Here is a 19,182-nt window from a genome sequence, read left to right as displayed (position 1 = left end):
AGAGACAGCCATGAACCAGCTCGTACATCAGTTACCCCTGTCGGCGGTTGCCGAGGCGCCGGCGATCCAGCCGCTCGCCGAACAGGAAATCGCCGCCGAGGTCCTGGTCGAAAAATACGCCAAGGGCAATGAAACCTCGGTGCATGACGTGCGCCGTCGTGTCGCACGCGCGCTCGCCGCCAACGAAGACGAGAAGCAGCGCGCGCACTGGGAAGCGCGCTTTCTCTGGGCGCAGGAAAACGGCTTCGTGCCCGCCGGGCGCATCAACTCGGCGGCCGGCACGACGCTCGCGGCGACGCTGATCAACTGCTTCGTGCAGCCGATCGGCGATTCGGTGGTCGAGATCGTCGACGGCAAGCCGGGCATCTACAGCGCCCTCGCCGAGGCCGCCGAAACCATGCGCCGCGGCGGCGGCGTCGGCTACGACTTCTCGTCGATCCGGCCGATCGGCGCGCTGGTCAAGGGCACGCAGTCGCGCGCTTCCGGGCCGGTGTCGTACATGCGCGTCTTCGACCGTTCGTGCGAAACCGTCGAATCGGCCGGCGCCCGGCGTGGCGCGCAGATGGGCGTGCTGCGCTGCGACCATCCGGACATCGAAGTCTTCATCCACGCCAAGGACCACGGCGACCTCTCCAACTTCAACGTCTCGATCGCCGTTACCGACGCGTTCATGGCCGCCGTCGAGGCCGACGCCGAGGTCGAACTCACGCACCGCGCCGAACCCAACAGCGACATGAAGCGCGCCGGCGCCTTCCAGCGTGAAGACGGCGTCTGGGTTTACCGCCGCGTGCAGGCGCGCGACCTCTGGGACCAGGTGATGAAATCCACCTACGACCACGCCGAGCCGGGCATCCTCTTCCTCGACCGCATGAACAAGGACAACAACCTCTACTACTGCGAAGTCATCGAGGCCACCAACCCCTGCGCCGAACAGCCGCTGCCGCCCTACGGCTGCTGCTGCCTGGGCTCGATCAACCTGACGCTGTTCGTCAAGGACGCCTTCAGCCCCCTCGCCGAGTTCGACTTCGCGACTTTCGCCGAAGTGATCCGCATCTCGACGCGCATGCTCGACAATGTCCTCGACGTCACCGCCTGGCCGCTCGAACGGCAACGCGCCGAAGCCGCCAACAAGCGCCGCGTCGGGCTGGGCTTCACCGGCCTCGGCGACACCCTGTGCATGCTGCGCCTGCGTTACGACCGCCCAGAGGCGACCGCGATGGGCGCGCGCCTCTCCGAATTCATGCGCGACACCGCCTACCTCGCGTCGGTCGAGCTGGCGCAGGAGCGCGGCGCCTTCCCGCTGTTCAACGCCGAGCTGTACCTCTCGGGCGGCAATTTCGCCTCGCGCCTGCCGGCCGAGATCAAGTCCGAGATCCGCCGGCACGGCCTGCGCAACTCGCACCTGCTGTCGATCGCGCCGACCGGCACGATCTCGCTGGCCTTCGCCGACAACGCCTCGAACGGCATCGAACCGCCGTTCTCGTGGACCTACAACCGCAAGAAGCGCATGGCCGACGGCACGCTCAAGGAATACGCCGTCGAGGACTACGCCTGGCGCCTCTACAAGCACCGCGGCGGCGACGTCGAGAAGCTGCCCGACTACTTCGTCACCGCCCTCGAAATCTCCGCCCAGGCGCACAAGGACATGGTCGCCGCCGTCGCCCCGTACATCGACACCTCGATCTCGAAGACGGTGAATGTGCCCGCCGACTACCCCTATGAAGAATTCCAGGATCTCTACATGAGCGCCTGGAAATCCGGGCTCAAGGGCCTCGCCACCTACCGCCCGAACAGCGTCCTCGGCTCGGTGCTCTCGGTCGATTCATCGTCCGGGTCGCCGTCCGGATCACAAACCGGGTCACAATCCGTTTCGCAGAAACAGGCCGAAGACCGCAAGCAGCCGCAGGATTTCGAGACCGGTGACGCCAACCGTCGCCTGACGATCAAGAACCTGCCGGCGCCGGTGCTCGCCAGCCTGCGCTGGCCGAACCGGCCCAACCTCGCGGAGGGCAACATGGCCTGGACCTACATGATCGAGCACACGCACGGCAAGTTCGCGCTATTCGTCGGCCAGGTCGACCAGGAAGGCCGCTGCTGGCCGTTCGAAGCCTGGGTCAATGGACCCGAGCAGCCGCGCGGCCTCGGCGCCGTCGCCAAGACGCTGTCGATGGACATGCGCGCCAACGACCACGGCTGGCTGGCGCTCAAACTCGAATCGCTGGCCAAGACCGCCGGCGACGAAGGCTTCGAGATGCCCTTCCCGCCGCACGGCGAAAGAAAGCGCATGCCCTCGGTGGTCGCCGCGATGGCGCAACTGATCCAGTTCCGCGTCGAACGCATCGGCGCCTTCGCCAACGCCGGCCCGACGCCGGTACTCGACGCCATGTTCAGCCGCAAGGAACCGAAGACCGGCACCGACGGCACGCTGTCCTGGACCGTCGATGTCTTCAACCCGGCCACCGGCGAAGACTTCGTCCTCGGCCTCAAGGAAATCACCCTGCCCGACGGCGTCACCCGCCCCTACTCGGTGTGGCTCTCCGGCAACTACCCGCGCGCCCTCGACGGCCTGACCAAGCTGCTGTCGCTCGACATGCGCGTCCTCGACCCGGCGTGGATCGGCATGAAGCTCAGGAAGCTGCTCGACTACCCCGAACCGCTCGGCGACTTCATGGCCTTCATCCCCGGTACCCGCCGCCAGACCAACTACCCCTCGACCGTCGCCTACCTCGCGCAACTGATCATCCACCGCTACGCGATGCTCGGCATCCTCGACGAGAAAGGCCTGCCGCTGCAGCAGATGGGCATCCTGCAGACGCCGGCCGGCAGCACTGCGGCGCAGCCGACGGCCGGGAAGCTGTGTGGCGAGTGCGGGAACCTGACGATGATCCGTAAGGATGGGTGCGATTTCTGTACGGCTTGTGGGGCGGTGGGGAGTTGCGGGTGAATCAGGAGGGATCGGTCAGGGCGACAGGCTGTCGTCGTCCTGGCTTCTGTGCGTCGGGTGACTCGCGACGTCGTTGAAAGATTATGTAGGGTATGGACGAGCGGGCCATCTGTCTCTTGCGATGCGATTCCTTGATCAAGAGATTGGGCAGCTTGGCTTATTTGACGCAAGGCTTTGCGTCAAATATGGTTGCTGAATCACTTTAGAGCGCAAAGGCTATGACTGATATAGGTAGCTACATTACTGAGTTATGTAATACGGTCACAGTCGCCGGACTGAACCACGAGATATGGTGGGTTTTCAAAAGCAAAGATACGCGGCCGAAGTACGTCAAGACCCTCAACCGATATCCGCATTTCTTCTCCACTTCGATTCACGCCCACTTTGTCGCAACCCTAGTCGCTCTGTATCGCCTATACGAAACCCGACGAGATACTTACAACATTCCTCAACTTCTGCGCCGCGCTAAGACCGACAGTAGATTCACCGCTGAGGAGATTGCTAAGTTTGAAGCGTTGTACGCGCGTGCCAAACTACTATGGGAGAAAGTATGCGTCTTACGAAACAAAGCATTTGGTCATCGCTCTACTTCCCTCACAGTCGAAGAAGCTTTCATCGAAGCCGATGTAACACCAAATGAGTTTACTGAACTCATTGAGGTCACGAAGGAGTTGCTGAATGCAATCTCTCATGCCTACGAACAGAGCTTTCATGCCTTCAATCTCGGGGCTCGGCAAGACGTTATCCGAATGCTCGACGACCTCGGTTCAGCAGCATGACATTGCGCTAACCCTACAGTCAAGCGGGACTGCGCAAAAGCGGCGCAGCCCCTTGCTTTCACGTTAGCGCTTTTACAACAGGAGTACAGCAATGCCTGATCTCGCAACAATTGGTGCAGCGCTTAGCAGCCTCAAGACAGCAACAGATATTGTCAAATTCTTGCGGGAAAGCGACCTATCACTTGAACGAGCAGAATTAAAATTAAAACTAGCTGATCTTTTAGGCTCTCTTGCCGACGCGAAGATCGAACTAGTCGAAGTACAGGAAACACTAATAGAAAAGGATAAGAGAATTGCCGCGTTGGAAGACGCATTCCTGAACAAGGATTCGCTTGTTCGCCGGTATGACGCGTTTTACACCGCCGATGAGAACGGAGAACCGATAGGGGTACCTTACTGCTTACGTTGCTGGGAAAATGAGCATAAGAAGCGACAACTTGTTCACGAATCAAAGAACTATCGAATTCGAGTTTGCACATCCTGTGGCCACCAATATGAAGGGCGCCTCGCTGGCGAAATTCAGCTATCGAAAGAAGAACAGCCCGTGCAGGAGAGTTGACTCATGAACTCCTCTGTTATGCAGGCCATACAACAACGAAAAGTTTTGGAACTTCGCTATCACGGATACTCGCGAATTGTTGAACCTCACACATATGGTCGAGACAAAGATGGCGATGAAATTCTTCGCTGTTATCAAACATCAGGTGGTAGCGAGAGCGGTGAACGTGACGGATGGAAGCTTCTCAAAGTTCGTGAGGTATTCTTTTTGCATTTAACCAACAGCACGTTCGTAGCCAGGCCAGAATACAAGCGAAATGACAAAGCGATGTCATATGTCTTTGAGCAACTCTAAACTCCACTCTACTCTACTCTAAAGTATCTTAGACTATATTAAGGAATGTAAGGCTGTTCGCCTTTTGGGCAAATGGTGCTTGACATAGGCCACGTAAGTTTATTGCACTTTGGATTTCCCCTCAATTGATTGGATTTCTGTGGTTGAATACTGCTCTGGCTGTTATTGGTTATATTTGAATTATCATTTACGATTTTGCTAGTTGGCGAATTATTGCTAGAATTAGAAATAATGACGCCTATTCCAATTATTGCAGCTATCAACAAACCATAACCGCCAAGCTGTCGTAAAATATAGCCCGTTATCGTTGCCCCTATAATAGTCCCCACCTGGGTTGTCATTAATGATTTTGTAAAGACCATGCTAAATGTCCATACAAGAATCGTGACAACTGCAATAAACATTCCTACTCGCCCAAATAGAAATATCACAACCACTATCGCCACAAAAATAGTGATTTGATAATCTGCAATTCCCACGGAATTATCCTTTTCAAGGATCTAAATACATAGCTTGCGCAGGTAATTGCTAGACAATACTGTTGCTGATCTGAGGCGAATCATGAGTATTACGCATGGGCCTTCTCGTAGACATGAATACTGGAGCGATCAATGCCTTGTTGGATTATTTTAGTTGCAGATGAATGGTACCACTCAAAGTCAATTTTCCATGGCAACATTGATTCGATCTCTGATTTCCAAGACTCATTGTGTGCTGTCCAGTGCCCAAGAGCAGTATCTGGATCACGGAAAACAAGTTCAACTGCGATGTCTAGGTCGCTATTTACGTGATTATCTCCCCTGACACGACTCCCAAAGAAATAAACCGCTTTAATAAATTGCTTTCCAAGCGCCCAGCGCCCTACAGCGTCAGCTACTGTTGATAATGGGGTATCGTTTTTATGATTGAACAAATGAGGCACATTACCTCCAAAATTCGTATTAATTCTTGCGGGCGGAAATCTGCTAGAACACGTTCAAAATAGCGCGGCTTACGTGAGCATTGCCGAGTGTGCTGGAACGCGTTCTGCAGCCGCTGTCGTCCCTGACAGCCCCACTTCTTGACGCTACGCGGAGCAACTGAGGGGAACAAGGCACTTCAATTTTACCCTGCCGTGGAAGCATAACGAATAGCGTTTATCTGCCGCGCCGCAAGCACGCGGGCCAAACGCAGGCGTATCCGCGGCAGATAAACCTTGTTGGACTCAACCGCCGCGAGGGCAGTGCTTATGGGGATTGTAAGGCGGGTCCGCCCAAAGTCAATCGCTTGGCATGCCGTCGCGCGTCAGGGTGACGCTTGCTGATGGGCAGCCAGGCTGGCAGAAAGCCGGTTTGCCGCGGCGTCACCAGTGAAGTAATCACTCACTCCCCTACACGGTTGCCGGGATGGCGGGGATCGTGGGGAGCTGCAAGCCTTTGCGAGCGGCGGCGATGACGGTGCCGAGGTACTGCCAGGCGGATGCGCCGCGACGGCGGCAGGTTTCGATGAGGCTGGCGAGGAAAGCGAAGGCACGGGACCCCTCTTCAGAGCGTGTGCCGTGGCTGATGGTAGCGCGAAATCACCCAGTGCCGCAGCGCCTGTTCCGCAGCGTTGTTGGAAAGCGGCAGGTGGGGCTCGGCGACTGGACGCAGGATCACGTTCCAGTCGTACAGGAATTCGCGCACGACGCTACGCAGCACCGAGTGGTCATCCATCCGATGCGCTTCGCACAGGTGCCGTAGTCGCTCAATGGCCTTCGCGTAGCGGGCCGGGAGTCCTTCCGGCGGCGGATCGATCCGCGCCGCGTAGATGGCGGCCATCAGCGTTTTCATGATGCCTTCCATCTCTTGCCCAGCCCCGGAGACTCGAGCATCGCTCGATTCGGCCAGGCCCCTCAGTTTGCGCATCAGGTGCGGCCAGCAGCGCAAGCGGTTTTCCCAGGCGCGATAGACGCCGTAGCCATCGCTGATGAGTATGCCGGGAAAGCCGTCCTGCAAGGCGTTCTCGAGCATTTCCCGGCTGCGCGGGCCGATCAGGAACAGCGTCGTGTGGGTGGTGACCAGCGCCCACAGCCACAGCAGCACGCCGGACTCCGGCCACGAGGTTTCATCGACATGCAGTTGCGCGGCCTGCACGATGTCGGCCACCAAGGCGTCCTCCAGCGGCAGACTGGCGCGGCCCGCTTCCCGGATCGTTTCGTCGATGACGCCGGTACTCAGCGTCAACTCGAACATTTCCATCAGCAGTTCGCGAATACTCGCCCGTGACAGGCGCATGCGCAGCGCCAGCAGGACGATCACCCCGGCCAGGCGGGGACCCACGAGACGCCATTCCCCCAGATCAACCTTCTCCCATTGCCCGTCGGCCGGCGCCCGCCAAGGTTGCGCACGGCTGACATGACCGCAGGAGCAGCTCACTTCAAGCAGCGTGTGGCGTGTGACACGGAACGTCAACCCGATCAGGCCTTCAACCTGCGGTGCAATGTCGACTTCGTCCCAAGCCGTGTAAGCTTGCGACGCCGCGTCCGCCGACAACGCCGCCGCACAAGCTGCGCAGAGCTCGGGGCGGTGCTCGCACCGGGCGGTGATCGCCAGTTTCTGACTGCGGCCATGGCCTGGACTGCCCGGCTGCTAGCCGGGCCGCCTCCCCGACCCCTTCTTGGTTGATGACCGCTGGCCATCGACCGGCGAAGCCTGTTCCGTCTCTTCCGTAGCGCTTCCCGTCGCCCTCTCCGCGGCGGCGTCTGCCGTGTCGCTCTCGTCCGCCGCGCCACTCTGTTCCTCCGAGTCACCTGTCTTCGCCCAAGGCGCTTGGCTGGTCGGCGGACGCGAGCTGTTGTCCGGGTTCTGATTCAGCCGATCCTGCAACTCCTTCACGTCGTGCAACAGGCGCTTCGACACTTCCAGCAATAGCTCCGCCGGCAGCTTCTTCAGCCACTCGTCGTTCATCTGGAACAGGTCATGTTTGCTCAGGTGCATCGCGCCGCGTCTGTCAGGTCGTTTGCAAGTTTCACAACTATGCCATACAAATCCTCACGCTGGCGGCCTTTCTTAAGGGGGTGTGAACGGTTACATCACGGAGGACCCCGCAGCTTCGGAGGGTCACGTTGTGGCAGAAGATAAAATAGGGGACAGACCACGATTATCTTGTTTATTCTGCTCTGAAAACCAGGAAACCGTGGACTGTCCCCTATTTCCCTGGCTATGCCGGGAGCACCGGCAAGCGGGCGAAGGGGATGGCTTCGCCGAAATTGTCTTCTCCAATCGCAGCAACATGTCCTACGAGGACATCCGCGACTATCTGCGCCTGCTGATCCAGCAGCACGACGGGGACCCGCAGAAAGTCCAGATCGATCCGACGGCGATCGACCCTGAGCGAATTCGTTCGGTGGAGCACTCCAGGCTTGCCGGCCTGCAGGTCGCCGACGCAGTGGCATCTGGGCTGCATTTCGCCGTCAAGGTCAATCGCTACGGTGAAACCGAAACCGCCTATTTGCCGCATTTGAAGAAGACGCTGTACCGCCACCACAAGTGTCTCCTCGGCTACGGCATCAAGCTCTGGCCGGAGGATTTTGCCACCCTGAAAACACAAGCCCCCGAGACACGAAGTCTCGAGGGCTTGCTTTGATCGATGGCCCCAGGAACCGAGGATCCCACCCATGCGGGCTGCCACTTGCGAGAAGCGGCCTGTACCTTTCCTGCGCTTGCTGGCGGCGAGTATCCCACAGGCGCAGGAGGCTTGACAAGGGGCGCCGCAGGTCAGCCGGACAGACGATGAGGACACCGAACGAAGATCACACCGGCCACGGCGACCGAGTCTGCGAGCCGAAGTGTACGACGACCCCAAAAGGGGTTGGCAGTTCCTTGTCGTCGGCGATGTCGGACAGATAACGATTATCTTGTTGTTTATAATCAGAAATCCAGGAAACCGTGGTCCCCTATTTCGTCGCTGCAGCCCCCCGCCGGCAGCACCGCCGCGCAACCGACCGCCGGCAAGCTGTGCAACGAGTGCGGGAATCTGACGATGATCCGGAAGGATGGCTGTGATTTCTGTACGGCTTGCGGGGCGGTGGGGAGTTGCGGGTGATTCAGTGGGCAAAAGGAAAAGCCCGGCCCTGATCATTCCTGAGTCTTGCAAGAGATCTCTTGTTCGTGAGAATAGCTTGCACTCAATGGTTTATGTATATACAATAACCATGTGGCGATCACCTACGATCCAACAAAAAGACTGCAAACCCTCCAAGAACGCGGCCTCGATTTCGAGGACGCAAAGTATGTCTTTGAGAGCCCGAATCTGGAAGTCGAGGACAGGCGGAAGGACTACGGAGAGATCCGAATCGTGTGCTACGGCATTCTGGAAGGTCGAATGGTCGTCGTCGGCTATGTGCCGCGTGGCGCGGATCGCCACGTCTTCAGCATGAGGAAAGCCAATGACCGAGAACAAATTCGAATTGGCCCGAAAATTGGGCTCTGACCTTGCACGGGTGGATGCTCACGTTATTCAGCCGCACGAGTACGATGAGCTTCCAGAAATCACGGACGAGATGCTCGCCCGGGCAAGTGTGAACAGAGGCGGACGGCCGAAGTCAGCCACTCCAAGAAGACTAATTTCTCTGCGTCTTCCGGAAGACGTGATTAGCAAATGGCGAGCCACTGGTCCTGGCTGGCAAACTCGAATGGCGGAACGACTCATGGAAATTCCGAAGTGAAACCCAGCAACTGGTGAGCCAGACTTGCACTGACAAGCTGGATCAAGTCTAGTTAGCAGCACGGCCGTACAAAAAACGTGGTCTGTCCCCCGTTTCTCAAGAAACCATCCGGCAACAGTCGAGCATCGACCAGATCACGGCGTGAATCGACCGGATTGAAACACGGCTGGAAATCGCGGGTTGACATCTTGCCCGACCGGCAAGAGGAAGAGCCCGACCCCGTCGGCTCGCAGACTGGCGTACAGTCATCAATTTTCCAGGGGCTATTAGCCATGATCGAAATTCACTTCATCGTCGAAGAAGCCCCCGAGGGAGGTTTCACGGCCCGCTCGGTTGGGACGGATATACTTACCGAAGCTGACGATCTGCCCGGCTTGCACACGCAAGTGCGCGATGCCGTGCGTTGCCATTTCGACGACGACAAGAGGCCGAGCGTGATCCGCCTGCACATCACTCGGGAAGAATGGCTGGCGGTATGAAGCTGCCGCGCGACCTGTCCGGGCCGGCCCTGATCCAACAGTTGACGAAGCTTGGCTATGCCGTGACGCGACAAACCGGCAGCCACGTTCGGCTGACGACGCTGGAATGTGGCGAACATCACATCACGATTCCCACTCACAGCAGAATAGGCAGCAGAATAGGGGACAGACCATGGTTATCTTTTTTTCTGCTCTGAAAACCAGGAAACCGTGGTCTGTCCCCTATATCGCTATATCGCATCATTCCAAGGATCGCGCCGCGATAAAGCCGTGTAGCGCCCCTGTATTCAAACGTTAGGTGTCATAATGTCCATTCTCATGTTTACCCTGCATAAAAAAACGCTCAAAGTTTCTGCGCGGGATGGTAGATTCACCGAAAAACTGTCGTTTGAAGCCAGAATACCCAAGCGAGACAGCTTGTACACACACGAAGGAAAGCAAGTAGAAACTGGATATGTCGAATTTGTTTTTGAAAATCCAGAATACGAAATCGAGAAAATTCATTTCATAGATGCATTAGAAGACATTGATACTGGAAGCATTTATCCACCAAGCATTTCCTTCTATGCAAAAGTAACGCCAGATATTTTCGCGTTAATTAGAGACTCAAACCCGAATTCCATATTGTCGTTGAGACTACAGACAGAAATGATGGGGCCTATTCAATTTAATGACCCAATGGGGGAAGCAAAGCTTTGGGATACATCACGCCAGAATCCCGTTGCAGTTGAATCATATGAAATTACTTTGTCACAGTCCGAATGACTTCTAACTTATCCATCAAGTGGAACGCTGCGCTGACGCGCACCGATCCTTATGTTATATCAAAAGTTAAGTTTGATTATCGGAGCAGAATAGGGGACAGACCACGGTTATCTTTTTTTCTGCTCTGAAAACCAGGAAACCGTGGTCTGTCCCCTTTTTCCCACCCTTTTTCCAAAGTCTGTCCCCTATTTCCCTAGCGTACTCAGGATATGGTCGAACTATGTACCTGCCCCAGCAGTTTGAAGAAACGCGGACCGAAGAGCTTCACTGCATCATCGCCAATTTCCCGCTTGGGATTCTTGTACTCAGCGGCCCGTGCGGACTCGACGCCAATCACCTGCCATTCGACTTGAACCCGAACGCGTGCGAGCGCGGACAATTGCTCACCCACGTCGCCCGGGCCAATCCCATCTGGAAGGAGACCAGGGATGGCGATGACGCTCTTGTCATATTCCGTGCGGCAAATGCCTATATTTCACCGAACTGGTATCCGAGCAAGCACGAGTTTCACCGGCAAGTGCCTACCTGGAATTACCAGGCCGTGCACGTTCACGGAAAAATCACGATCCGCGATGACGAGAAGTTCGTACGCGGTGTGGTGGCGCGCCTCACTCGCGCTAATGAGGCTCGCGCCGGTTCGGACAAGCCTTGGAGGATGAGCGATTCATCGAAGGAGTACATCGATCAGATGCTGACAGCCATCGTAGGCATCGAGATCGAAATTACCAGGATGGTCGGCAAATGGAAACTCAGTCAAAATCGGGAAGAGCGCGATCGCATCAACGCGGCAGAAGAGTTGCAAAAGCGTGGCGAGCGGGTAACGTCTGCCGCGATGCTCAACGCCGTAGTCGCCAAGAACTGATGCCGCCCAATAGGGCGCTGCAGGGGACGCGCCGCCGCGCAAGCGCCGCTGCGCGCCCCTGACCTTGAACGGTTAGCAGGCTTATGGAAGAGTACGAGCGCAACATCCTCCAGCACATCGCAGAGCACGGTTGCAGCGTTACCTCGGTGTTTGATCCGCAGAAAGTAGAGCCACCCTTTTCTTACTCCATCGGAATCGCCAGGTCATCTGGTGCCCCTGAACTCATCATCATCGGTCTCAGCTCCAAGCTGTCGCACTGGATGGTCAATGAGTACAACCGCCGGATTCGATCGGGCGAGCAGTTCCTCCCCGGAGTTCTCTACCTGGGTTTCCTTGAGGGCTTCGCTGTTCAATTTGGTCCCGTCGCGCGTGAACACCGGGCTGAGTACATGCGGTCCGCCTGCTGGTTGCATGGCGGCTCCGAGTTCGACGCGCTACAGCTCATCTGGCCCAGTACTTCGGGTGTTTGGCCCTGGGACGCGGAGGCCTCGGACTGGCTCCGTGCCAACCAGCCGTTGCTTGCGGGAGAGGTCGCGTGACGCCCGCTGACGGCATTTCCCAACGGTCATCGCCCGCCTGGTCTCCGCCGAGGAAGAGGATGGCCAATCGTCGGGGATCGAACGCGTACAGTGTGCGATACGGCCGTCCATCAGGCTGGGTTCTCGGCTTTCGCTCAACAGACTCGGCATCCGCGCCTATTTGACGCCAGGCCTGGCGTCAAATAGGATTGCTGCATCACATTGGGCCGCTCGGAAGGCCATAAGGAGAAACCCATGAAGCTCGGTTACACCATTGTCTACGTGCCGGATGTGGCAGCTTCGTTGGAGTTCTTCGAAAAGGCATTTGGCCTGGCGAGAAAATTTCTCCACGAGAGCGGTACCTACGGCGAGTTGAATACCGGAGAAACGACCCTGTCGTTCGCGTCACATGAGTTGGGTGACCTGAATTTTCCAGGCGGCCATGTGCAGGCAGATGCTTCTGCTCAGCCACTCGGGTTTGAAATTGCGCTGGTCACCGGGGATGTCGCGTTGGCGCACAGCAAGGCCGTCGCTGCTGGAGCCAGGGAATGGGCTGCGCCGGTCGCCAAGCCGTGGGGGCAAGTCGTGTCCTACGTGCGTTGCCCCGATGGCATACTCGTCGAGTTATGCACTCCGATTGGCGCATGCAGTACGCCGTGACTCCCGGCTGGTTCGTCCACAGCGGCCCGGCCGCGGCTGCCGTGGGCTGTCGGTTACCCTCACCCAAGGGGTAGGCGTCGATGGCGCGGCAACGCGTCCGGCCGGCGCCATGCGATTCGCCGAGTGCGGCTCAAAGGCTCAAACAGGAAACTGGTGGTTCTCTTCGCCGAGGTCACCGGCAGGTGGTGACGAGGACAAACAGCCCCAGGCCGTCGCACAGCCTGACCGGCTGGTCGACGGGCTGCGCATTGCGTACTGCGGTTTCCGTTATCGGCATGGCGCCCCGCAGGCTCTGAGGTTGGTTCCTCGCCTGACAGCTACCCCAGGCGCCTTTGGAGATACCCCCAAAGTTACCCCTGTTGCAGCCCGGATGTCGTGGGACCAGGTTGCCCCTTGGCGGACATCGAGGCAACAAAAAACCCGCACGGATGCGGGTTGTCTGGACTTCTTCGGACTGCCTTGGACTGCCTGATGGTGCCCAGGAAGGGAATCGAACCCCCACACCTTGCGGCGGCAGGACCTAAACCTGCTGCGTCTACCAATTTCGCCACCTGGGCACTGCCCAACACCTAGACCTGCTGCCATCGCGAATCGCGCGTCGGAGCGGTATTCTAACCGCCGCGACCCTATACTGTCAGCCCTCAAAGCACCTGGGCTGCTCCGGAACCAGCAGACTTCGCCGCGATGCCTGTCGACCACTACGAAAATTTTCCTGTTGCCTCGCTCCTGCTGCCAAAGCGTCTGCGCCGACCGGTCGAGGCGATCTATCGCTTCGCGCGCGCTGCCGACGACATTGCCGACGAGGGTGACGCCACCGATGCGCAGCGCCTGCAGGGCCTGGCTGAATTCGCCGAGGCGCTCGACCGTATCGAACGTGGCGAGCATCCGGCCCAGGCGGACTTCGCGGAGCTGGCGGCGGTCATCCACGCGTGGCGCCTGCCGGTGGCGTTGTTCCGTGACCTGCTCGACGCCTTCGCGCAGGATGTCGTCACCAGGCGCTACGCGGACTACCCGCAGCTTCTGGATTACTGTCGTCGCTCGGCCAATCCGGTCGGCCGCCTGCTGCTGCATCTGGTGGGCCGCGCCGACGCCGAGAATCTGCGCCGCTCGGACTGCATCTGCAGCGCGCTGCAACTGGTGAATTTCTGGCAGGACATCGCCATCGACTGGCAGAAGGAACGGGTCTATCTTCCCCAGGCCGACCTCGAACGCTTCGGCATCGGCGAATCGCAGATCGCGGCCGGATGCTGGAGCGCCGCATGGGCGGCGCTACTGGCTTTCGAAACCGAGCGGACCCGCCGGTTGATGCATGCAGGTGCCCCGCTGGTCCAGCAACTGCCCGGCCGCATGGCCTGGGAAATCCGCTTGACGGTGCAGGGCGGCCTGCGCATTCTGGAGCGGATCGAGCGCGTTCGCGGCGATGTGTTCGCACAGCGGCCGGTGCTGGGCGTGCGCGACTGGTTGCGCATCGGCGGACGCGCCCTGCGCATGTAAGTCGTGGGAGAATGGCGACCCTGTGGAAATCCCGAGATTGCGAATGACCCCCGACGAATACTGCCAACAGAAGGCGGCCCGCAGCGGCTCGAGCTTCTACTACAGCTTTCTCTTCCTGCCGCCACAGCAGCGGCGCGCGATCACGGCACTGTACGCCTTTTGCCGCGAGGTTGACGATGTCGTCGACGAGTGCCAGGACCCGCAGGTCGCCGCCACCAAGCTGGCCTGGTGGCGGCAGGAGCTGACGCGGCTGCCGGCGGGCAAGCCACAGCATCCGGTTACGCAGGCGCTGCAGGCGGCCAGCACCGAGTTCCATCTGCCGGAAGAGCAGTTGCAGGAGATCATCGACGGCATGGAGATGGATCTGCAGCAATCGCGCTACCTCGATTTCAAGGCGCTCTCGCTCTATTGTTACCGCGTGGCCAGCGTCGTTGGTCTGCTCGCCGCGGAGATCTTCGGCTACCAGGATCGCAAGACCCAGAAATACGCGCACGATCTGGGCGTCGCGTTCCAGCTCACGAACATCATCCGCGACGTCGGCGAAGACGCGCGCAGGGGTCGCATCTATCTGCCGATCGGCGAGTTGCAGCGTTTCCAGGTCACCGCCGCCGACATCCTCAACGCCCGCCATTCGGACAACTTCCGGCGCCTGATGGACTTCCAGATCGAGCGCGCCGAGAGCTACTACGCGCAGGCGATCGGCGCACTGCCGGCGATCGACCGCAGAGCGCAGCGGCCCGGGCTGGTGATGGCGGCGATCTATCGCACGCTGCTCGACGAGATCAAGCGGGACGGCTGTCAGGTCCTCAGCCAGCGCACTTCGCTGACGCCGATCCGCAAGCTGTGGATCGCCTGGCGGACCTGGGTGCGGGGATGAAGGCCGCGATCGTCGGTGGCGGCTGGGCGGGGCTGTCGACGGCGGTCGAACTGGCCAAGGCCGGGGTCGGGGTCACCGTTTTCGAGGCCGCGAAGCAGCTCGGCGGGCGGGCGCGCAGCGTGGACCTGCACGGCCACCGGCTCGACAACGGGCAGCACCTCCTGGTCGGCGCTTACTGCGAGACGCTGCGCCTGATGCGGGAAGTCGGCGCCGATCCCGAGCGGCTCCTGAAGCGCCTGCCACTCGAACTGCGCTTCCCGGCCAGCCAGCCGCGTCCCTTCCGGATGCGGCTGCCGCGCCTGCCGGCACCGTGGCACCTGGCGGCGGGTTTGCTGAGCGCGCGCGGCAGCAGTCTGGCCGAGAAAGTCGGCGCCGTTCGTTTCCTGCGTTTCCTGCAGGACGCGGACTACCGCCTCGGCGACGATTGCACGGTGTCGGCCTTGCTTGATGGCCATGGCCAGCGCGGCAGCCTGCGCCGGCACCTCTGGGAGCCGCTGTGCCTGGCGGCGCTGAATACCGCGCCGGCCATGGCTTCGGCGCAGATCTTCGTGAATACGCTGCGCGACAGCCTCGGCGGGGGCCACACCGCGACCGACCTGCTGCTGCCGGCAGCGGATCTCGACCGTCTCTTTCCGGAAGCCGCGGCGCACTTCATCCGCGCGCGTGGCGGGGAAATTCGCCTGTCGACCCGTGTCGCCGCGATTGACGACGGGTTCACGGTCTGTGGCGAGCACTATGACTACGCGGTCGTCGCCGTCGGCCCGCAGCATGCGCCGGCGTTGCTCGGCGGGCACGCGCAGACGCGGGGCATCGCGCAGCTGCTCTCCGGCTACGCCTTCGAGCCGATCGCCACGCTCTACTGCGGCTATCCGCCGCAAGTGTGCCTGCCCTTCCCGATGCTCGGGCTCGACGATCGCCCTGCCGGTCGGATCGGGCAATGGGTATTCGACCGTGGCGCACTCTGCGCTACGGCGGGAGTGATGGCCTTCGTGCTCAGCGGTCATGGTGCCTGGGAAACGCTCGACAATGCCGCGCTGGCGATCGCACTGCAGCGCGAACTCGCCGACACCCTGCGCACCCGGCTGCCGCCGGCACTCTGGTATCAGGTCATTCGCGAACGTCGCGCGACGTTTTCCTGCCGCCCCGATCTGCGCCGGCCAGCCGCCGCGACCGCGCGCAACGGTTTATGGCTGGCGGGTGACTACGTCTGCGCCGATTATCCGGCAACGCTCGAAGCCGCGGTGCGCAGCGGCGTCGCCGCGGCACGCGGGCTGCTGCTCAGCGCACCTCCTCCAACTGCCCGGCGTGCATCCGCAGGCGACGGGAACAGCGCGCCGCGATCTCTTCATCATGGGTGACGAGAATCAGCGTCGTGCCGCGTTCGGCGTTGATCGCAAACATCAACTCGATGACCTGATGACCGGTCGCCGCGTCGAGATTGCCGGTCGGCTCGTCGGCCAGCACCAGGCGAGGTTGCGGAGCAAAGGCACGCGCCAGCGCGACCCGCTGCTGCTCGCCGCCCGAGAGGTGTTTCGGATAGTGCCGCAGGCGGTGTGCCAGCCCGACCCGTTGCAGCCAGTACTCGGCTTCGGCGCGTGCGTTGGCCGTGCCGGCCAGTTCCAGCGGCAACATCACGTTCTCGACCGCGTTCAGCGAGGGCAACAGTTGAAAGGTCTGGAAGACAAAACCCAGCAGGCGGCCGCGCAAGACGGCGCGCGCGTCTTCGTCGAGCGCACCCAGCGCTTCGCCGGCCAGCGCGACCGAGCCGCTGCTCGGCAGGTCGAGGCCGGCCAGCAGGCCGAGCAGGGTTGATTTCCCGGAACCCGAAGCGCCGACGATCGCCACCGTCTCGCCGGCCGCGACGGCGAACGAGATCTCGTGCAGAATGGTCAACGGCTCGCCGCCGTTATCCACCCGCTTGGCCAAATCCCGAACCTCAACGACCATCGAAGCGTCCCGGACCATGTTCAGTTTCCCCAATTACCGTCGGCTGCTGCTTGCCGGACTGATGTTGCTCGCGCCACTGGCGCAGGCCGCCCAGACCATCCTGATCTTCGGCGATTCGCTTTCCGCCGGCTACGGCATTCGCCAGGACGCCGCCTGGCCCGCCTTGCTGGTCAAACGCCTGCAGGAGAAGAGGCTGGATTATAACGTCGTCAATGCCAGCATCTCCGGAGAAACCAGCAGTGGCGGCCGTGCCCGCATCGATGCGGCGCTGGCCAGGCACTCGCCACAGGTGGTGGTGGTCGCCCTCGGTGCCAACGACGGCTTGCGGGGATTGCCGGTGGCGCAGTTGCGCGACAACCTGTCGGCGATCGTCGCCAGCTCCCAGAAGAAGCGCGCCCGGGTATTGCTGGTCGGTCAGCGCATACCGCCGAACTACGGCGCCTATGCGCAGCAGTTCCACGCGGTCTTCGGCGAAGTGGCCAGGGCCCGCAAGACTGCGCTGGTCGATTTCCTGCTCGACGGCGTGGCGACGCAGTCGGCATTGTTTCAGGCGGACAACCTGCATCCGACCGCCGAGGCGCAATCGCTGCTGCTGGACAATGTCTGGCAGGGGCTCGCGCCACTGCTGAAATGAACTGCCCTGAGCAAAGGACCTCCCACGCATGAACCACGACATCGTCAGCGTCGAGCAAATCAGCGACCTGTCCGCTTTCGACGAGATCATCGACGTCCGCTCGCCGACGGAGTTTGCCGAGGACCACATCCCCGGCTCGATCAACTGTCCGGTGCTCGACGACCGGCAGCGCATCGAGATCGGGACCCTGTACAAGCAGGTTTCCCCCTTCGAAGCCAGGAAGCTTGGCGCGGCCTACGTTTCCGAGAACATCGCCGGCCACCTGCGCACCCGCTTTCTCGATCGCCCGAAGCACTGGCGACCCCTGATCGTCTGCTGGCGTGGCGGCCAGCGCAGCGGTTCGCTGACGCATGTCCTGCGGCGCATCGGCTGGGATGCGCAGCAACTCGCGGGCGGCTACAAGACCTATCGCCGGCTGGTCATCGACAACTTGTCCGAGCTCCCGCGCCACCTGCAGCTCCAGGTGATCTGCGGTGCCACCGGCAGCGGCAAGAGCCGCATCCTGCAAGCCATCGGGCGCCTTGGTGAGCAGATCATCGATCTCGAGGAACTGGCCTGTCACAAGGGCTCGGTGCTGGGTGTTCTGCCGGACTGCCCGCAACCCTCGCAGAAAATGTTCGAATCGCGGCTGTTGAGCGTTCTGCAGGGGCTCGACCCGGCCCGGACGGTATATGTTGAAGCGGAAAGCCGCAAGATCGGTGTGCTGCAACTGCCGACGGCGCTGATCGAGATGATGCGCGCCAGCAAGTGCGTGCATATCGAAGCGTCCCTGGCGGCGCGCGTCGACTTCCTGCTGCGCGACTACGACTATTTCCTGAACGCACCCGAGTGGCTCAAGGCACGCCTGCAACCCCTGCGCAATCTGCAGTCGACCGAGACGATCGTGCGCTGGGGCGAGTATGTCCACGATGGCCTGTGGCGCGAACTGGTCAGCGAGTTGCTGCAACTGCACTATGACCCGCTCTACAGCCGCTCGCAGCAGCAGAACTACGCCGGATTCAGCGCGCCGCTGACACTGAGCAGCGACGACCTGACGCCGGCCGGAATCGAAGCCCTGGCGCGCCAGGTTTGCGCCGGCTAGTCAGCGCCAGGCTCCGGTCAAAAGAAATCGTCATCGCGGCGCGTCCTTCCTTTATCATGCTCCAGGTCGGCTGGAGTTGAGCACATGGCACAAGACAAACACCCTGTCGTCGTCAGCGAGAACGGGCTGGGACCTTACCAGCGGACGGTGCATGTCGGCAGGCATACCCTGGTTGCCGACGAACCGCTGTCCCTGGGCGGCAACGATGCCGGTCCGGAACCGATGGACTTCCTGCTCGCCAGCCTCGGGGCCTGCACCTCGATCACGCTGCGCATGTACGCGGAACGCAAGCAACTGCCGCTGACCGGCATCCGCGTTGAACTGCTGCACGACAGGGTCGACAGCGAGAAGCATGGCAAAGTCGATCGCATCGTGCGCACGATCACCCTCGAAGGCGAACTGACGGCCGCGCAGCGCGCCGGGCTGCTGGCAATCGCCAACAAGTGTCCGATGTACCGCACCCTGCAATCCGATCTCCGGATCGACAGTTCACTGGCCGACCGCAGTGCGCCGGAAACCGCCGAGTAAGTCATGCCATCCCCCCTGCGACGCGGCAAATGTCACAACGCGGCGCGATTAGAGTCCGCTCTCTCAAGACTTGG

The 19,182-nt window shown here is 60.4% G+C and carries 23 protein-coding genes, 1 tRNA gene and 2 pseudogenes; 19 read left to right on the top strand and 7 right to left on the bottom strand.

Translation table 11 applies throughout. The features are described 5' to 3' along the window. Nucleotides 1-10: 10 nt before the first annotated feature. The 4 genes from AC15MQ_RS12250 to AC15MQ_RS12235 all read left to right on the top strand — a co-directional run bounded on the left by AC15MQ_RS12250 (nt 11) and on the right by AC15MQ_RS12235 (nt 4,576). Entirely contained in the window at nt 11-2,944 is a 2,934-nt protein-coding gene (locus AC15MQ_RS12250; protein WP_483080273.1) for an adenosylcobalamin-dependent ribonucleoside-diphosphate reductase, read from the top strand. Nucleotides 2,945-3,162: 218 nt separating this feature from the next. After that, nucleotides 3,163-3,723, top strand: a complete 561-nt coding sequence (locus tag AC15MQ_RS12245; RefSeq protein WP_483080272.1) for an AbiU2 domain-containing protein — start codon at nt 3,163-3,165, stop codon at nt 3,721-3,723. Nucleotides 3,724-3,814: 91 nt separating this feature from the next. Further along, nucleotides 3,815-4,282 carry a hypothetical protein gene (locus AC15MQ_RS12240; protein WP_483080271.1) on the top strand — a complete coding sequence of 156 codons (468 nt, stop codon included), beginning with the start codon at nt 3,815-3,817 and terminating at the stop codon, nt 4,280-4,282. Between the two features lie 3 nt (nt 4,283-4,285). Continuing rightward, nucleotides 4,286-4,576: a hypothetical protein gene (locus tag AC15MQ_RS12235; protein ID WP_483080270.1), complete on the top strand. Its 291-nt coding sequence runs from the start codon at nt 4,286-4,288 to the stop codon at nt 4,574-4,576. A 38-nt stretch (nt 4,577-4,614) separates the two neighbouring features. Here AC15MQ_RS12235 and AC15MQ_RS12230 read toward each other — a convergent pair whose 3' ends face one another. From AC15MQ_RS12230 to AC15MQ_RS12215, 4 genes are all read right to left on the bottom strand, one after another. Continuing rightward, on the bottom strand, nt 4,615-5,055 hold the full coding sequence (locus AC15MQ_RS12230; RefSeq protein ID WP_483080269.1) for a hypothetical protein: 441 nt from the start codon (nt 5,053-5,055) through the stop codon (nt 4,615-4,617). 89 nt (nt 5,056-5,144) lie between these two features. Further along, the gene (locus AC15MQ_RS12225; RefSeq protein WP_483080268.1) at nt 5,145-5,498 is read right to left on the bottom strand and encodes a nucleotidyltransferase family protein; all 354 of its coding nucleotides are present in this window, start codon (nt 5,496-5,498) and stop codon (nt 5,145-5,147) included. A gap of 601 nt (nt 5,499-6,099) precedes the next feature. Next, nucleotides 6,100-6,876: an IS66 family transposase gene (locus tag AC15MQ_RS12220; protein WP_483080267.1), complete on the bottom strand. Its 777-nt coding sequence runs from the start codon at nt 6,874-6,876 to the stop codon at nt 6,100-6,102. 309 nt (nt 6,877-7,185) lie between these two features. Next, nucleotides 7,186-7,533, bottom strand: coding sequence for a hypothetical protein (locus AC15MQ_RS12215; protein ID WP_483080266.1), 348 nt, complete (start codon nt 7,531-7,533; stop codon nt 7,186-7,188). 199 nt (nt 7,534-7,732) lie between these two features. Here AC15MQ_RS12215 and AC15MQ_RS12210 point away from each other — a divergent pair, with 199 nt between their 5' ends. The 8 genes and pseudogenes from AC15MQ_RS12210 (at nt 7,733) to AC15MQ_RS12175 (ending at nt 11,908) form a co-directional block, all read left to right on the top strand. Beyond that, entirely contained in the window at nt 7,733-8,182 is a 450-nt protein-coding gene (locus AC15MQ_RS12210; protein ID WP_483080265.1) for a hypothetical protein, read from the top strand. A gap of 570 nt (nt 8,183-8,752) precedes the next feature. Beyond that, entirely contained in the window at nt 8,753-9,028 is a 276-nt protein-coding gene (locus AC15MQ_RS12205; protein ID WP_332336935.1) for a BrnT family toxin, read from the top strand. Next, nucleotides 8,985-9,263: a BrnA antitoxin family protein gene (locus tag AC15MQ_RS12200; RefSeq protein ID WP_483080264.1), complete on the top strand. Its 279-nt coding sequence runs from the start codon at nt 8,985-8,987 to the stop codon at nt 9,261-9,263. Before AC15MQ_RS12205 ends, AC15MQ_RS12200 begins: the two co-directional genes overlap by 44 nt. 155 nt (nt 9,264-9,418) lie before the next feature. Then, on the top strand, nt 9,419-9,742 hold the full coding sequence (locus AC15MQ_RS12195) for a hypothetical protein (RefSeq protein WP_483080263.1): 324 nt from the start codon (nt 9,419-9,421) through the stop codon (nt 9,740-9,742). Further along, nucleotides 9,739-9,891, top strand: a pseudogene (locus tag AC15MQ_RS12190) (type II toxin-antitoxin system HicA family toxin); the annotation flags it as partial. The gene AC15MQ_RS12195 and the pseudogene AC15MQ_RS12190, both read left to right, overlap by 4 nt. A 157-nt stretch (nt 9,892-10,048) precedes the next feature. After that, on the top strand, nt 10,049-10,507 hold the full coding sequence (locus AC15MQ_RS12185) for a hypothetical protein (protein ID WP_483080262.1): 459 nt from the start codon (nt 10,049-10,051) through the stop codon (nt 10,505-10,507). Nucleotides 10,508-10,727: 220 nt separating this feature from the next. Then, nucleotides 10,728-11,369, top strand: coding sequence for an FMN-binding negative transcriptional regulator (locus tag AC15MQ_RS12180; protein ID WP_483080261.1), 642 nt, complete (start codon nt 10,728-10,730; stop codon nt 11,367-11,369). Nucleotides 11,370-11,452: 83 nt separating this feature from the next. Then, nucleotides 11,453-11,908: a DUF4262 domain-containing protein gene (locus AC15MQ_RS12175; RefSeq protein WP_483080260.1), complete on the top strand. Its 456-nt coding sequence runs from the start codon at nt 11,453-11,455 to the stop codon at nt 11,906-11,908. Nucleotides 11,909-11,927: 19 nt separating this feature from the next. On the opposite strand, the pseudogene AC15MQ_RS12170 reads toward AC15MQ_RS12175, so the two are convergent. Further along, nucleotides 11,928-12,041, bottom strand: a pseudogene (locus tag AC15MQ_RS12170) (type II toxin-antitoxin system RelE/ParE family toxin); the annotation flags it as partial. A gap of 101 nt (nt 12,042-12,142) precedes the next feature. Between AC15MQ_RS12170 and AC15MQ_RS12165 the strand changes: the two are divergent. Beyond that, the gene (locus AC15MQ_RS12165) at nt 12,143-12,547 is read left to right on the top strand and encodes a VOC family protein (protein ID WP_483080259.1); all 405 of its coding nucleotides are present in this window, start codon (nt 12,143-12,145) and stop codon (nt 12,545-12,547) included. 472 nt (nt 12,548-13,019) lie between these two features. Here the strand turns inward: AC15MQ_RS12165 and AC15MQ_RS12160 are convergent. Then, a tRNA-Leu gene (locus AC15MQ_RS12160) sits at nt 13,020-13,104 on the bottom strand. 127 nt (nt 13,105-13,231) lie between these two features. On the opposite strand from AC15MQ_RS12160, the gene hpnC reads away from it, so the two are divergent. From hpnC to hpnE, 3 genes are read left to right on the top strand one after another with little or no spacing between them, the layout of a single operon-like run. Continuing rightward, nucleotides 13,232-14,041 carry a squalene synthase HpnC gene (gene hpnC, locus AC15MQ_RS12155; protein ID WP_483080258.1) on the top strand — a complete coding sequence of 270 codons (810 nt, stop codon included), beginning with the start codon at nt 13,232-13,234 and terminating at the stop codon, nt 14,039-14,041. A gap of 43 nt (nt 14,042-14,084) precedes the next feature. Further along, nucleotides 14,085-14,918 carry a presqualene diphosphate synthase HpnD gene (gene hpnD, locus AC15MQ_RS12150; protein ID WP_483080257.1) on the top strand — a complete coding sequence of 278 codons (834 nt, stop codon included), beginning with the start codon at nt 14,085-14,087 and terminating at the stop codon, nt 14,916-14,918. Next, complete coding sequence (gene hpnE / locus AC15MQ_RS12145) at nt 14,915-16,276, top strand: hydroxysqualene dehydroxylase HpnE (protein ID WP_483080256.1); 1,362 nt, start codon at nt 14,915-14,917, stop codon at nt 16,274-16,276. The genes hpnD and hpnE overlap by 4 nt, the downstream gene beginning before the upstream one ends. Here the strand turns inward: hpnE and AC15MQ_RS12140 are convergent. After that, a complete protein-coding gene (locus AC15MQ_RS12140; protein WP_287652547.1) occupies nt 16,197-16,883 on the bottom strand; it encodes an ABC transporter ATP-binding protein in 687 nt (228 codons plus the stop codon). The two genes, hpnE and AC15MQ_RS12140, sit on opposite strands and share 80 nt — an antisense overlap. Here AC15MQ_RS12140 and AC15MQ_RS12135 point away from each other — a divergent pair. The 3 genes from AC15MQ_RS12135 to AC15MQ_RS12125 all read left to right on the top strand — a co-directional run bounded on the left by AC15MQ_RS12135 (nt 16,882) and on the right by AC15MQ_RS12125 (nt 19,108). Further along, a complete protein-coding gene (locus AC15MQ_RS12135; RefSeq protein ID WP_287652546.1) occupies nt 16,882-17,499 on the top strand; it encodes an arylesterase in 618 nt (205 codons plus the stop codon). The two genes, AC15MQ_RS12140 and AC15MQ_RS12135, sit on opposite strands and share 2 nt — an antisense overlap. A gap of 28 nt (nt 17,500-17,527) precedes the next feature. Next, nucleotides 17,528-18,580: a tRNA 2-selenouridine(34) synthase MnmH gene (mnmH, locus tag AC15MQ_RS12130; protein WP_483080255.1), complete on the top strand. Its 1,053-nt coding sequence runs from the start codon at nt 17,528-17,530 to the stop codon at nt 18,578-18,580. Between the two features lie 84 nt (nt 18,581-18,664). Further along, complete coding sequence (locus AC15MQ_RS12125; RefSeq protein WP_287652544.1) at nt 18,665-19,108, top strand: OsmC family protein; 444 nt, start codon at nt 18,665-18,667, stop codon at nt 19,106-19,108. Nucleotides 19,109-19,182 lie beyond the last annotated feature (74 nt).

The organism is Candidatus Accumulibacter propinquus (assembly GCF_056856495.1).
The sequence above is the reverse complement of the archived record's forward strand: the minus strand, read 5'-3'. Positions and strand labels throughout refer to the sequence as shown.